At 74.7% G+C, this 14,286-nt stretch carries 11 protein-coding genes; 8 read left to right on the top strand and 3 right to left on the bottom strand.

Translation table 11 applies throughout. The features are described from left to right. Nucleotides 1-5 precede the first annotated feature (5 nt). From ACFPK1_RS13095 to ACFPK1_RS13065, 7 genes are all read left to right on the top strand, one after another. The gene (locus tag ACFPK1_RS13095) at nt 6-620 is read left to right on the top strand and encodes a hypothetical protein (RefSeq protein ID WP_378021374.1); all 615 of its coding nucleotides are present in this window, start codon (nt 6-8) and stop codon (nt 618-620) included. Nucleotides 621-781: 161 nt separating this feature from the next. Next, the gene (locus ACFPK1_RS13090) at nt 782-1,777 is read left to right on the top strand and encodes an aldo/keto reductase (protein ID WP_378021373.1); all 996 of its coding nucleotides are present in this window, start codon (nt 782-784) and stop codon (nt 1,775-1,777) included. A gap of 63 nt (nt 1,778-1,840) precedes the next feature. Then, nucleotides 1,841-2,626, top strand: coding sequence for an alpha/beta fold hydrolase (locus ACFPK1_RS13085; RefSeq protein ID WP_378021372.1), 786 nt, complete (start codon nt 1,841-1,843; stop codon nt 2,624-2,626). A gap of 40 nt (nt 2,627-2,666) precedes the next feature. Beyond that, the gene (locus ACFPK1_RS13080) at nt 2,667-5,435 is read left to right on the top strand and encodes an ATP-binding protein (RefSeq protein WP_378021371.1); all 2,769 of its coding nucleotides are present in this window, start codon (nt 2,667-2,669) and stop codon (nt 5,433-5,435) included. 94 nt (nt 5,436-5,529) lie between these two features. After that, a complete protein-coding gene (locus tag ACFPK1_RS13075; protein ID WP_378021370.1) occupies nt 5,530-5,820 on the top strand; it encodes a hypothetical protein in 291 nt (96 codons plus the stop codon). Between the two features lie 84 nt (nt 5,821-5,904). Beyond that, entirely contained in the window at nt 5,905-6,084 is a 180-nt protein-coding gene (locus tag ACFPK1_RS13070) for a hypothetical protein (protein ID WP_274279185.1), read from the top strand. A gap of 9 nt (nt 6,085-6,093) precedes the next feature. Continuing rightward, nucleotides 6,094-6,975 (top strand): ferric reductase-like transmembrane domain-containing protein, encoded by an 882-nt coding sequence (locus tag ACFPK1_RS13065; protein ID WP_378021369.1) that lies wholly within the window; start codon nt 6,094-6,096, stop codon nt 6,973-6,975. 277 nt (nt 6,976-7,252) lie between these two features. Here ACFPK1_RS13065 and nhaA read toward each other — a convergent pair whose 3' ends face one another. The 3 genes from nhaA to glgX are packed head-to-tail and all read right to left on the bottom strand — an operon-like array spanning nt 7,253 to nt 13,712. Then, nucleotides 7,253-9,148 (bottom strand): Na+/H+ antiporter NhaA, encoded by a 1,896-nt coding sequence (gene nhaA, locus ACFPK1_RS13060; RefSeq protein ID WP_378021368.1) that lies wholly within the window; start codon nt 9,146-9,148, stop codon nt 7,253-7,255. 8 nt (nt 9,149-9,156) lie between these two features. After that, nucleotides 9,157-11,496 (bottom strand): malto-oligosyltrehalose synthase, encoded by a 2,340-nt coding sequence (treY, locus tag ACFPK1_RS13055; RefSeq protein ID WP_378021367.1) that lies wholly within the window; start codon nt 11,494-11,496, stop codon nt 9,157-9,159. After that, nucleotides 11,493-13,712 (bottom strand): glycogen debranching protein GlgX, encoded by a 2,220-nt coding sequence (gene glgX, locus ACFPK1_RS13050; protein ID WP_378021366.1) that lies wholly within the window; start codon nt 13,710-13,712, stop codon nt 11,493-11,495. The genes treY and glgX overlap by 4 nt, the downstream gene beginning before the upstream one ends. Before the next feature lie 143 nt (nt 13,713-13,855). Between glgX and ACFPK1_RS13045 the strand changes: the two genes are divergently transcribed. Beyond that, nucleotides 13,856-14,284, top strand: coding sequence for an HIT family protein (locus ACFPK1_RS13045; protein WP_378021365.1), 429 nt, complete (start codon nt 13,856-13,858; stop codon nt 14,282-14,284). Nucleotides 14,285-14,286: the final 2 nt, after the last annotated feature.

Here is a 14,286-nt window from a genome sequence, read left to right as displayed (position 1 = left end):
TCACGATGACCACGATCGACGCCCGCACCCCGGCCGCCCCGGCCCCGACCGCTGCCCCGACCGCTGCGCCGAGCCGCGGAGCGATCCGCGCGGCCGGCCTGGTGCTCGCCGCCTGCTCCCTGCCCTGGGCGGTGACCTCCCTCGTCGCCGGGATCGACATCGGCTACCCGACGCACGTCGTCTGCGCCGTTTTCCAGCTCGGCATCTGGGCCCTGCTGCTGACGATGTGGCGCACCGGGGCGACGGGCACGTCCCGCGTGGCGCGGGCGATGCTGGGGGTCGAGGCCACCCTGCTCGCGCTCGCCTCCGCGGCCTCGGTCCTGCTGCTCCTGGGCGAGCCGATCGCCTCCAGCACGCCCACGCTCGTCCTCGACGTCTTCTGGCCGTTGTCGATGCTGGGCATGGCGGTGATCGGGATCAAGGTCGCCCTCGCCGGCCGGTGGCGCGGCGTCCTGCGCGCCTGGCCGGTCGTGGCCGAGACCTGGGTGCTCGTCGTGCTGCCGTCGATGGCCCTGTTCGGCCCCGCGGGGGCGTCCTGGGCGTGCGGCCTGCACCTCCTGCTCGGCTACACCACCCTCGGTGTCCTGCTCGCCGTGCGCCCCGACCTGACGCGGCGCTGACCCGCCCCGTCCGTCCCGGCCTGACCGAAGGGGCCCCCTCGCTCGGACAGACCGAGCGAGGGGGCCCTTCGCTCATGTCACGTTCCCGGGGCAACGGTCGCGGGCAACCGTCCGGCATGGAGTACCGCACTCTCGGACGGTCGGGCCTGAAGGTCTCGACGATGACCATGGGCACGATGACCTTCGGCGGGAAGGGCGGGTTCGAGAAGCTCGGCGCCACCGACGTCGAGGGCGCCACCCGCCAGATCGACCTGTGCGTCGACCACGGCGTCAACCTCGTCGACACCGCCGACATGTACTCGGCGGGCGTGTCCGAGGAGATCGTCGGCCAGGCCACCAAGAACCACCGCGACGACCTGTTCCTCGCCACCAAGTGCCGCTTCCCGATGGGGGAGGGCCCGAACGACGGCGGGGCCTCGCGCCAGCACATCGTCAAGAGCGTCGAGGACAGTCTGCGCCGTCTCGACGTCTCGCACATCGACCTCTACCAGCTGCACGGCTGGGACGGCGTGACGCCGCTGGAGGAGACGCTCGAGGCGCTGGACACGCTGGTCAGCAAGGGCAAGATCCGCTACATCGGCTGCTCGAACTACTCGGCCTGGCACGTCATGAAGGCGCTGGGCGTCTCGGAGCGCGAGCACTACGAGCGGTTCGTGTCCCAGCAGATCCACTACACGCTGCAGGCCCGCGAGGCCGAGAACGAGCTGGTGCCGGTGTCGGTCGACCAGGGCCTCGGCATCCTCGTCTGGAGCCCGATCGCCGGCGGCCTGCTCTCGGGCAAGTTCCGCCGCGGCCAGGACGACCCGGAGACCTCGCGCCACCTCGGCGAGTGGTCCGAGCCGCCGGTCCACGACCGCGAGCGCCTCTACGACATCATCGAGGTCGCCGCGGAGGTCGCCGACGCGCACGGGGTCTCGGTGGCCCAGGTGGCCAATGCCTGGCTGCTGCGCAAGCCGGGCGTGACCTCGCTGGTCGTCGGCGCCCGTACCGAGGAGCAGCTCGCCGACAACCTCGCGGCCGCCGAGCTCGCGCTCACCGACGACGAGGTCGCCCGCCTCGACGACGTCAGCGCGACGCCGCTGCTCTACCCGTACTGGCACCAGCAGAACACGATCACCGACCGCCTCTCGCCCGCGGACGCGACGCTGCTGGGCTGACCCGCTGGTCACGGCCCCGGCCGTCCGCGACACTGGCCGCGGGTTCCGGGGGAGGGGTCGGTCGTGCTGCACCACGTGACGTCGCCCGACGGGACGGTGCTCGCGGTCGAGCGTGTCACCGACGGACCGCGACCGCTCGTGACGTTCAGCGGCGGACCGACAGGGCGCCACAACTGGGCGGCGGTGGGCCAGGCCCTCGACGGCGAGTTCGAGGTCTGGCTCGCCGACCGGCGGGGTCGTGGTGACTCGGGGGACACCGCGCCCTACTCGTTCGAACGCGAGTACGAGGACATCGCGGCGATCGGCTCGTGGTTCGGCGGTGAGGCGGTGCTGGCCGCCCACTCGTCGGGCGCGCTGTGCCTGCTCGGTGCCGCAGCCCGCGAGGTGCCCGCGGCCTCGCTCGTGGTCTACGAGCCCCCGTGGCCGCTGCCCGGCCGGGCGGACCCGACGGCGGCGCTCGACGCGATGGAGGAACGGCTCGCGGCGGGCGACCCGGCCGGCTCCTTCGAGATCGGGCTGCTCCGGCTCGTCGAGCTGCCGGCCCCCGCGGTGGAGGGCATGAAGCAGGCGCCGGGGTGGGCGCAGCGCGTGTCGTACGCCCACACCTGGCCGCGGGAGGTGCGCGAGGTCGAGCGCCTGCCCGCGGACACCGACGTCCTGCGCGGCATCCGGCTGCGCACGGTGCTGCTGATCGGCGAGCAGAGCCCCGAGCACCTGCGCAGGTCGACCGCCGCGGTGGCCGACGTCCTGCCCGACGCCACCGTCGTCGAGCTGCCCGGGCAGGGGCACACCGCGCTGCAGACCGCACCGGCCCTCGTCGCCGAGGCGATCCGGCGTCACGCGGGCTGAGCCCTTCCCCGCCCGGTGCGGGCGCGGGATGCTCCGGCGGGTGGGCACCGAGGGTGCGCTGCTGGGGCGGCGGACGGAGCTCGCGCTGCTCGGGGACTGGCTCGACGGGGCGCGCGCCGGTGCCGGGCGCCTCGTGCTCTGCGCCGGGGAGCCGGGGATCGGCAAGACCCGGCTGGCGCGCGAGGTCGCCGGCCGCGCGCTCGCCCTGGGCGTGACCGCCGTGTGGGGCCGCTGCGCCGAGGCCGGGGAGGCGCCGCCCCTGTGGCCGTGGCGCCAGGTGCTGCGCGGCCTCGGCGCGGACGTCGGCGTGCTGCGCGGCGAGCACGCGTCGACCGAGGAGCGCTTCCGCGTCGTCGAGGACGTCGCCGCCACGCTGGAGACGGCCGGCGACGGAGCGGGGCTGCTGGTCGTCGTCGACGACGTGCACCGTGCCGACGCGGCGTCGTTGCAGGTCCTGCGCCACGCCGCGACGGTCGCGACCGGGGCCCGGGTGCTGCTGCTGGCCACCTACCGCGACGTCGAGCCCGGCGGGGCGCTGCCGGCCGTGCTGCCGGACCTCCTCGGCGCCCCGGGCGCCGAGCGCCTCGACCTGCGCGGTCTCGGCCCCGACGAGGTCCGCGCCCAGCTCGGTGAGGACACCCCGGCGGCGACCGCCCGCGACGTCCTCGACCTCACGGGCGGCAACCCGCTGTTCGTCCGCGAGATCGCGCGGGCGAGGGCGGACGGCGCGTGGGAGCCGGGGCGGACACCCCGCTCGGTGGTCGACGTCGTCGCGGCCCGGCTCGCGCGGCTCGACGCCGGCACGCGCCGCGTCGTCCTGACCGCTGCCGTCGCCGGACGCGACTTCTCGGTCGCGGTGGTCGCGGCGGCGCTCGGCGACCCGCCCGCGGCCTGCGTCCCGGTGCTCGACGAGGCCCGCGCGCACGGGCTGGTCGAGGAGACGGGACCGGGCGCCTACCGGTTCGTGCACGCGGTGATCCGCGACGGGGTGGAGTCGGCCGCCCCGACCGGCGAGCGGCTCGCGCGGCACCGGGCCGTCGCGGAGGCGCTCGAGGCGGGCGTGCGCGACGGGCACACCCACGCCCTCGCCGACATCGCCCGCCACTGGCGCGAGCTGGCACCGCACGGCGAGGCGGCGCGGGCGCGCGCCTGGACCGTGCGAGCCGCCGCCGACGCCGTCGACCGGCTCGCCCCCGAGGAGGGCGTCCGGCTCTACCGTGCCGCGCTCGCCATCGACCCGGGCGGCATCGAGGAGGCGCAGCGCAGCGCCTGGTGCGCCGCCCTCGGCCGGGCCGCCCAGGCGGCCGGGGACGTCGCCGCTGCGTGCGAGGCCGCGCGCCGCGCCGGGGACGCCGCCCGTGCCGCCGGCCGCCCCGACCTCCTCGCCGACGCCGCGCTCGTCCTGGACGCGGTCCCCGACCCGGCCGTGAACGCGGTCGCGACGGCGCTGGTCGAGGAGGCGCTCGCGGGCCCGGCGACCGGTCCGCTGCGGGCCCGCCTGCTCGCCGCGCGCAGCCAGCTCGCGTTCTACGACGGCGAGCAGGACCGCGTGACCTCGCTCAGCGCGGAAGCCCTCGCGCTGGCCCGGAGCACCGGCGACGACGGGGCGCTGGCCGCGGCGCTGCGGGCGCGCCACGAGGCCTGCCCCGGCCCGGCCGGCCGGGACGAGCGGGCGGGCCTCGCCACGGAGCTGATCGCGCTCGCCCGCCGGACCGGCAGCGCCCGCAGCGCGATGTGGGGCGAGCTCTGGCGACTCGACACGCTGGTCGAGGCCGGGCGGCTGCGCGAGGGCGCCGACGTCCTCGCCGCCCTGCAGGTCGCGGTCGCCCGGATCGGCGGACCCGTGCCGGCGTGGCACCTCCACCGGGCCACCGCCTGCCTCGCCCAGGCCCAGGGGCGGTTCGACGACGCCGCGGCGTCCGCCCACGCGGGGTTCGAGCGGATGCGCCCAGTCGAGCCGGCGCCCGCCGCGGGGGCCTACCTCGGCCTGCACATCGCCCTGGCCCGCCACGTCGGCGTGCGACCCGAGGCGCAGTGGCTCCTCGAGCAGGTGTTCGAGCCCCCGCCGCGCTTCCGCACCCAGTTCCACATCGCCCGCGCGGCACTGTTCCTCGCCGCCGGGCGTGCGGACGAGGCCGCCGCGTCGTACCGGCGGGCGGGCGCGGTCGACACGTGGTCGCTGCCGGTGTTCTTCGTGGTGCCCGTGCAGGCGTCGGCGGCCGCGATCTGCGGCGAGCTCGGCCTCCACGACGACCTCGCCGTCCTGCTCGAGCGCCTCGCCCCGCGGCGCGGCGGCTTCGCGGCGGGCACCGGGGTGTTCTTCCTCGGCCCCGTCGAGCTTGCGCTCGGGCGCGGGGCGCTCGACCTGGGGCGGCTCGACGAGGCCGTCGCGGACCTCGACGCGGCGGTCGACGCCGCGGACCGGGCCGGTGCCGCGGGCTTCGTCGCCGAGGCGCAGTACCACCGGGCGGCCGCCTACCGGGCGCGCGGCGGGCCGGGCGACCACGACCGCGCCGTCGCCGCGGTCGGCGACGCCGAGCGGCTGGTCGGCGCACTCGGGATGACGCCCTGGATCGGGCGCGTGACGGCGCTGCGCGAGCGGCTGCGCCCGGCGCGCCCCGACCTCAGCCCGCGGGAGGCGGAGGTCGCCGCGCTCATCGCGGAGGGCCTGACCAACCGGCAGATCGCCGCCCGGCTCGTCCTGTCCGAGCGCACGGTCGAGAGCCACGTCCAGCACGTGCTGACCAAGCTCGGTTTCGGCTCGCGCAGCCAGGTGGCGGCGTGGGTGGTGCGGGCCGGGAGTCCGTGACGCGTTCCGTGGTTCCGCGGATGGCGGAGGCTCCCCGTCTCCCTAGCGTCGTCCCCGCGGCCACCCCGGCCGCGAGGACCCCGAGGAGGACGCCATGTCGTACATCCTGATCGCGATCCCGCCGACGTCGTCGGTCGAGGGCTTCGACGCCATCACCGCCGCGGCGGGCGACGGCGAGGGGCTCGAGGGTCGCTGGCTCGGTCGCACCGAGAGCGGCGAGCTCCGCGTCGTCACCCTGTGGACGTCGAAGGAGCACGCGGAGCGCTTCCTCGCCGAGCACCTCGCCCCGGCGTTCGCCCGCGTGCTGGGCCCGGACGTCGCGGGCCGGCCCGAGGCGACGGGCCTCGAGGTGCTGCGCAGCTGGACGCCGGTGCCGGTCGCCTGAGCGCTCGATCACGCCGACCCCTGACCCGGGTCACACTGCGCGATCGTCCATCCTGGGCACCGGGGAACGAGGAGGGAGACGCCGGTGCCCGGTCGCCGCACGGCGAAGGCCGCACAGCACGAGCAGAACAAGCGCACGATCGTCGAGCTGACCGCCTGGATCACGGTGGCGGCCGCGATGCTGGTCGTCGCGCTGCACGCGGGCATCTCGGCGTCGTCGACGGCCGCGGACGTCCCGCGCGTCACCACCGCCGAGTACCGCTGAGCCGAGCCCGTGATCGAGCTCTGGAACATCTCGCGGGCGCTCGGCCTCGTCGCGCTGCTGCTCATGGGCGTGGTGCTGGCCCTCGGCGCGCTGCACAACACCTCGCTGACCAGGGTGATCGGGCAGGCGCTGCCGCGCTTCGTGCTCGTCGCGCTGCACCGCAACCTCGCGCTGATCAGCGTGGTGTTCGTGCTGCTGCACGTGGTCACGGTGCTGGTCACGCCCTACCTGCCGCTGCGCTGGTACCACCTCCTCGTCCCGTTCACGGCGTCGTTCAACCCGTGGCCGGTCGCGCTCGGGGCGATCGCGTTCGACCTGCTGCTCGCCGTCGTGATCTCGTCCGCCCTGCGCACGTACCTGTCCAAGCGCGCCTGGCTCGTCGTGCACTGGACCAGCTACGTCTGCTTCCCGGTGGCCGTCGCGCACGCGGTGGCCAACGCGTCGTTCCGCGGCGGGACGTGGTGGACGCTGCTCGTGCCGCTCCTCGCCACGGGGATGGTCGTCGCGGCCCTGCTCTACCGGCGCGCCACCCGCCGCCGCCCGGCCCTCCCGCTCGCCGACCGCGGGCGCACCGACCCCGCCGAGGCGCGCCGCGCCGCGGACGTCGCGACGGGGTCGCAGCCGGTCGTGCCCGCAGACGAGCCCGACGCAGACCCCGGGGAGACGCCGGCGCCGCGCCGGGCGGTGCGCGAGCTGCGGGTCGTCGCGCGTCCGGAGGCCCGCGCCGACGAGGACCGCGCGCCCGACCGGGACCGCGCGCCCGACCGGCCCCGGCGCTCCCGGCACGCCGCCGACCCCGACGACGACGCGGGCGCCGACGCGCAGACCGACACGATGGCCGGTACCGAGGCGCCGACCGTCGCCCTGCCGCCCCGTCCGCGCCGGCGCTGACCCGGCCGCGCACTCCGGTTACTGGCTGGTATCTCTCGCGTGGCGAGAGATACCAGCCAGTAACCGTCCGTCGGGGATGCCGCACGGGCCGGTGCGGAGATCACGAGCGTGCCGTCCACCCCGTGGTCGCCGGTCCGGGCGATGACGTGCCCCTGATCATCAGGAGCACCCCGGACCCCCACCGCGCCGCCCCGCGAACGGGGACTTCGCGCGCCCAGAAGCAGCGAGTCAGAGGAGCACGCCGATAGGGCGTTCGCTGCCACCACCAGGAAAGCGCCTACCGCGGGTCGGCGACGTCGGTGTCGGACGTCGCCGCCGTGCTCGCGCGCATCCGCTCGAGCTCGCCGATGAGGGTCTTGGCGTCGTACGGGCCGTGGTGGCGTTGCGGGGTCGCGTCGCCGACGCCGAGGTAGAAGGTCGGCGTGCCGGGCAGGTCGCTGCTGCGGGCGTCGATCTCGTCGTCCTCGACGTGGTTCTCGGGGTCGCCGTCGCGCAGGTCCTCCTCGAGGCGGTCGACGTCGAGCCCGAGGTCGGCGCAGTAGGCGATGAGGTCGTCGCGCTCGAGGGCGTCGGCGTGGGCGAAGAACGTGTCGTGCACGTCCCAGAAGCGGCCCTGCTCGGCGGCGGCCTCGGCGACCTCGGCGGCGCCGCGGGCGTGCGGGTGATACTCGTCGAGCGGGAAGTGCCGGAACACGTAGCGCATCTCGTCGCCGAAGTGCTCGCGGACCTGTCGGATGTTGCCGGTGGCCTTGCCGCAGAAGGGGCACTCGAAGTCGCCGTACTCGACGATCGTCAGCGGCGCGTCGGCCGGGCCGCGGACGTGGTCGCGGCGCACGTCGACGGGGCGCAGCAGGTCGCGCGAGGGCTCCTCGGGCAGCAGCGACCGGCCCGCCCGGAACACCGCGGCGCCGAGCCCCAGCGCGATCACCGACCCCGCGAGCACGCCCACGCGGGCCGTGTCGGCGAGGGCGTCGTCGTCGAGCGCCAGGTCGACGATGAACAGCGAGATCGTGAACCCGATGCCCGAGAGCGCCGCGCCGCCGGCGATCTGCGGCATCGTCAGCCCCGGCGCGAGGCTGCCCGGGCGCAGGCGCGCCAGCACGGCGGTCGCGCCCGTGATGCCGACGAACTTGCCGACCACGAGCCCGAGCACGATGCCCCAGAACAGCGGCGAGACGATCGCGGCCCGCAGCGTCTCGGCCGTCAGCGGGACGCCCGCGTTGGCCAGCGCGAAGATCGGCACGATGATGAACGCCGTGTAGGGCTGCCAGAGCCGCATGAGGCGCTCGTTGACCGACACCGCGCGCTCCAGCCCGAGCCGTGCGTTGCGCGCGTACTCGGGGTTGGGCGACTGCCGGAACGCGCGGGCGAGCGCCGCCGCGCGCTCGACCTCCTTGCGCTTGGGCGGGTAGACCGGCAGCAGGAGCGCGATCAGCACCCCGGCGAGCGTCGCGTGCACCCCGGACTCGTAGAGCGCCAGCCACGTGACCAGCGAGACGACGAGGTAGCCGCCGCCGCGCCAGACCCGCAGCCGCCGCAGCTGCCAGATCACCAGCAGCCCGCCGACCGCCACGAGCAGCGGCACGAAGCGCAGCTCGTCGGTGTAGACCAGCGCGATGATCGCCAGCGCGCCGACGTCGTCGGCGACGGCCAGGGTGAGCAGGAAGATCCGGAGCCGCTCGGCGCGGCCCGGCCCGATCACCGCCAGCGCGCCCAGCAGGAACGCCGTGTCGGTGGAGATCACGACGCCCCAGGCGGTGGCCGCCGGCCCCGACGGGTTGAGCAGCAGGAACAGCACCGCGGGCAGCGCGAGCCCGGCGACGGCCGCGGTGAGCGGGACGGCGGCCTTCGACCGGTCGCGCAGCTCGCCCATCGCGAACTCGCGCTTGACCTCGAGCCCGATGACGAAGAAGAACAGCGCCATCAGGCCGTCGTTGACCCAGTGCTGCAGGTCGAGGTCGATCGACCAGCCGCCCAGCGAGATCGCCAGCGGGGTGTGCCAGAACGCGTCGTAGGTCGAGCCCCACGGCGAGTTCGCCCAGACCAGCGCGAGGACCGTCGCCGCCAGCATGAACACGGCGGCGAGCGACTCGCTCGCGTCACCCCGACGTGCCTGGGAGATCCGTTCGAGGACCCCGTGCCAGCGGGGACGGCTGTCCGTCACGTCGGCCATGGGCGAATTCAAGCAGGGCGGACCAGCAGTGCCACCGGGTAGCGGTCGAGGAGTTGCGTGAGCTGTGGCGCACCGCTCTCGACGGGGCGTCCGGTGACCACGTCGGTCCAGTCGTCGGCGCCCCCGGGCAGCGGCAGCACGGTGTCGCGCCACCCGCCGGCCGCCTCGAGGCCCACCGGCAGGCGCGTGGCGACGGCGACGAGGCGCTCGCGCCCCGCGGGGCCGCCGCGGGCGAAGGCGAGCGCGTGGTCCGCGGCGACACCCGAGGCCGGCACGGCGGCGTAGCCCCGGAACAGCTCGGGCCGGAACCGGCGCAGCCGCAGGGCCGCGGAGACGACCGCGAGCTTCGCGGCGGCGATCTCGTCGGGGTCGGTGGCGCCGTGGAAGGCCGGCGCCCACCCGCCGTCGAGGCGCTCGAGCAGCCGGCGGCGGACGTCGAAGTCGACCGGGCGCCGGTTGTCGGGGTCGACCAGCGAGTACTCGAAGCACTCGGTGCCCTGGTAGACGTCCGGCACGCCCGGGCCGGCGAGCTGCAGCAGCTTCTGGCCCAGCGAGTTCGCGCGTCCCGGGGCGTCGAGCCGCGCGACGAACGCCTCGATCTCGGCGACGGCCTCCGGATCGGCCAGGACCTGCCCGGGCCACGCCGCGACCGCCTCGTCCACCTCGGGCACCGCGTCGACGTGCGCGGTGACGAGCTTGGCCTCCTTGGACGCCTTCGTCAGGTAGCCCGCGAGGCGCTCCTCGGTGATCGGCCACGCCCCGAGCACCGACTGCCAGGCCAGCAGCTCCAGCGACGGCGACGGCAGCGGGTGCCGGGCCGACGCCGAGCGCAGGAAGACCCCCCACTCGGCGGTGAGCTCGCTGAGCACGGACAGGCGTGCGCGCACGTCCTCGGAGCGCTTGGTGTCGTGGGTGGACAGCGTCGTCATCGTCGCGGGCGACGCGGCCTCGCGGGCGGCGGCGCGGGAGTGGAACTCGGCGGGGGAGACCCCGAAGCGGTCGGGCGCCCCGCCGACCTCGTTGAGCGCGACGAAGCGGTTCCACCGGTAGAACGTGGTGTCCTCCACGCCCTTGGCGGTGACCATCCCGCTGGTCTGCTCGACCCGCCGGGCCAGCGCGCCGTCGGGCTCCGCGGTCATCCCCGCATGGATGCTGCGGACGATGTCGGCGAGCTCCGGGCGCGCGGTGGCCGCGGTGTCCACCGCGCGGTCGAGCGCCTCGCGCCCCTCGGGCAGGTACGAGCGGTACACGGGGAACGAGCACAGGAGCTCGGCGACGGCGTCGCGCACCTTGTGGTCATCGCCGCCACCGGGAACGAGCGCGGCGATCCGGCGGACCTCGGCGACGAGGATCTCGTCGGTGACCAGGCGCCGGGCGGCGTGCTCGGTGACCGACAGGCCCTCCCGCGCGCCGGTGTGCTGCGCGGCGACGGCGTCGACGAGGGCCTCGCCGCGCGGGTCGACGAACAGGCCGCCGACCTCGCGCAGGGCCTCGTAGCCCGTGGTGCCGTCGACGGGCCAGGAGCGGGGGAGCGCCTCGTCCGGGCCGAGGATCTTCTCGACCAGCAGCCAGGCCTCGTCGCCGAGCGCCTCGCGCAGGCGCCGCACGTAGGCCCCGGGCGCGGTGAGACCGTCGGGGTGGTCGATGCGCAGGCCGTCCAGCTCGCCGGCCGCGCGCCAGCGCAGCACCTCGGCGTGGACGGCGTCGAAGACCGCGGGGTCGTCGACGCGGACCGCGGCGAGGTCGGAGACGTCGAAGAAGCGCCGGTAGGTCAGCTCGGCGTTGCCCCGGCGCCAGTGCACCAGCTCGTAGTGCTGCCGGTCGTGCACCTCCTGCGGCGTACCGGTGTCCCCGGTGCCCGGCGCCACCGGGTAGCGGTGCTCGTAGTACGAGAGCTCGCTGCGGTCGTCGGAGAGCGTCAGCGCCTCGACGTCCCCGGGCGACCCGAGCACCGGGATGAGGATGCGCCGCGTGAGGTCGACGTCGTACCACGACGCGTACGGCGACTCGGCGCCCTCGCGCAGCAGCGACCACCACGAGGGGTTGGCCGCGGGGACCGCCACGCCCATGTGGTTGGGCACCAGGTCGACGAGCACGCCGAGCCCGGCCTCGCGCAGCGCGGCGACCAGCTCGCGCCGGCCCTGCTCGCCGCCGAGCTCGTCGTTCGCGTGGGTGGGGTCGACGACGTCGTAGCCGTGGCTCGACCCCGGCGCGGCCTGCAGGATCGGCGAGCAGTAGAGCGTGCCGACCCCGAGCGCGTCGAGGTAGCCGACCAGGTCGCGCGCGGCGGCGAAGGGCTGCGCGGGCGAGAGCTGGAGCCGGTAGGTCGAGGTCACTCGAGGGGTCACGCGTGCTCCGTCTGGTCGGTGCGCTGGAGCAGGAGCATCGAGCGCGACGTGACGGTGAGGACGTCACCGCCCACCCGGTCGGGGAGGCCGTCGTCCAGCGGCGGGGTGTTCCACGTCTGGGTGGTGCGGGTGGTGCCGACGGCGACCTCGCCGGTGGTGGTGTCGAGCACCGTGGCCCACCGGTGGGGGAAGCCCTCGCCGGGCAGCGTGACCTCGACGTCCTCGTGGTGGGCGTTGAAGATCATGAGGAAGGTGTCGTCGACGACCCGCTGGCCGCGCGGGTCGCTCTCGAGGATGCCGTCGCCGTTGAGGAACACGGTGAGCACGGCGGCCTCGCCGGACTCCCAGTCCTGGTCGGTCATCTCCTCGCCCGACGAGGTGAACCAGGCGATGTCGCGCTGGACCTCGGCGTCGGGGGCACCCGCGGCCGGCCGGATCGGCCGGCCGTTGAAGAAGCGGCGGCGCCGGAACACCGGGTGCGAGGCACGCAGCTCGGAGACCTTGGCGGTGAAGTCCATCAGCTCCGAGTCGGACTTCTCCGGCGACCACTCCATCCAGGAGATCTCGGAGTCCTGGCAGTAGCCGTTGTTGTTGCCGTACTGGGTGCGGCCCATCTCGTCGCCGTGCAGCACCATCGGCACGCCCTGCGAGAGGAACAGCGTGGTGAGGAAGTTGCGGCGCTGGCGCTGGCGCAGCTCGAGGATCTCCGCGTCGTCGGTGGGGCCCTCGACGCCGTGGTTCCAGGAGTTGTTGTCGTCGGCGCCGTCCTGGCCGCCCTCGCCGTTGGCCTCGTTGTGCTTCTCGTTGTACGACACGAGGTCGTTGAGGGTGAAGCCGTCGTGCGCGGTGACGAAGTTGATCGACGCGTACGGACGCCGCCCGTCGTCCTGGTAGAGGTCCGACGAGCCGGTGAGCCGCGCGGCGAACTCGCCCAGGGTGCCGGGGGTGCCGCGCCAGAAGTCGCGCACCGTGTCGCGGTACTTGCCGTTCCACTCGGTCCAGCCGGGCGGGAAGTTGCCCACCTGGTAGCCGCCGGGGCCGACGTCCCAGGGCTCGGCGATGAGCTTGACCTGCGAGATCACCGGGTCCTGCTGGACGAGGTCGAAGAACGTGGACAGCCGGTCGACGTCGTAGAACTCGCGGGCCAGCGTCGAGGCGAGGTCGAACCGGAAGCCGTCGACGTGCATCTCGGTGACCCAGTACCGCAGCGAGTCCATGATCAGCTGCAGGGTGTGCGGCTGACGGACGTTCAGCGAGTTCCCGGTGCCCGTGTAGTCCATGTAGTACTGCGGCTGGTCGTCGACGAGGCGGTAGTACGCCTGGTTGTCGATGCCGCGCATCGAGAGCGTCGGGCCCTGGTGGTTGCCCTCGGCGGTGTGGTTGTAGACGACGTCGAGGATCACCTCGATGCCCGCGGCGTGCAGGTCGCGCACCATCGCCTTGAACTCCTGCACGTGCGCCCCCGGCGCCGGCCGGCCGGTGATGCCGCGGCTCGCGTAGCCGTAGTGCGGGGCGAAGAAGGCGATCGTGTTGTAGCCCCAGTAGTTGCGCAGCTCGCGCTGCACGAGGGCGTCGTCGTGCACGAACTGGTGCACCGGCATGAGCTCGATCGCGGTGATGCCCAGACGCTGCAGGTGGGCGATGACCGCCGGGTGCGCGACGCCGGAGTAGGTGCCGCGCATTTCTTCGGGGACCTCGGGGTGCAGGTAGGTCAGGCCCTTGACGTGCGCCTCGTAGACCACGGTGTCGTGGTACGGCGTGCGGGGCGGGCGGTCCTCGTGCCAGTCGAAGAACGGGTTGACCACCACGGACTTCGGCACGTACGGCGCCGAGTCGTCGTGGTTGGTCTCGTCGGGGTCCTCGAAGTGGTAGCCGAACAGGGCCTCGTCCCACGCGTACGTGGTGCCCAGCGTGCCGTCGAGGGCCTTGGCGTACGGGTCGATGAGGAGCTTGTGCGGGTTGCAGCGCTGGCCCTGCGCGGGGTCGAGCGGCCCGTCGACGCGGTAGCCGTAGCGCTGGCCGGGGACGACGCCGGGCAGGTAGCCGTGCCAGACGAACCCGTCGCGCTCGGGCAGCGGGATCCGGGTCTCCTCGCCGGCCTCGTCGAACAGGCACAGCTCGACGGCGTCGGCGACCTCGCTGAAGAGCGCGAAGTTGGTCCCGGCGCCGTCGTAGGTCGCGCCCAGGGGATAGGACGTGCCGGGCCAGGGCTGCATCGGGTTTCCTCCGCGGGGTGGGGAACGACGAACTCGGACGGAGTGCCCGATCGCGCCCCGCGAGAATACGGGCCGGAGCGACGACACGGGATCGATGCAGGACGGGGCCGCGGGGCGCCGCGGCGATCGCTACGATCCCCGCCGTGGCGACGGTCTTCACCAAGATCATCAACGGCGAGATCCCGGGACGCTTCGTCTGGTCCGACGACCAGGTGGTCGGGTTCCTGTCGATCAACCCCCTCGGGCCCGGCCACGTGCTGGTGGTGCCGCGGGAGGAGGTCGACCAGTGGCTCGACGCGCCGGACGGCCTGTTCGAGCACGCCATGGCGGTGGCGAAGGGCATCGGGTCGGTGATCCGCGACACCTGGTCGCCGCCGCGCGTGGCGCTGATGATCGCGGGCTTCGAGGTGCCGCACCTCCACATCCACGTCCACCCCGCGTGGGGCCTCGAGGCGTTCGACTTCTCCCGGGCCGAGAGCGACCCGGACCAGGACGCGATGGACCGGCACGTCGAGGCGATCCGCGCCGGGCTGCGGGCGGCCGGCCACGGGGCCTCGGTCCCCGCGTCGTGACC

It is taken from the genome of Actinomycetospora rhizophila (genome assembly GCF_042657905.1).
GTDB classification, from domain to species: domain Bacteria; phylum Actinomycetota; class Actinomycetes; order Mycobacteriales; family Pseudonocardiaceae; genus Actinomycetospora; species Actinomycetospora rhizophila.
This window is presented reverse-complemented; position numbering and strand designations above follow the sequence as displayed.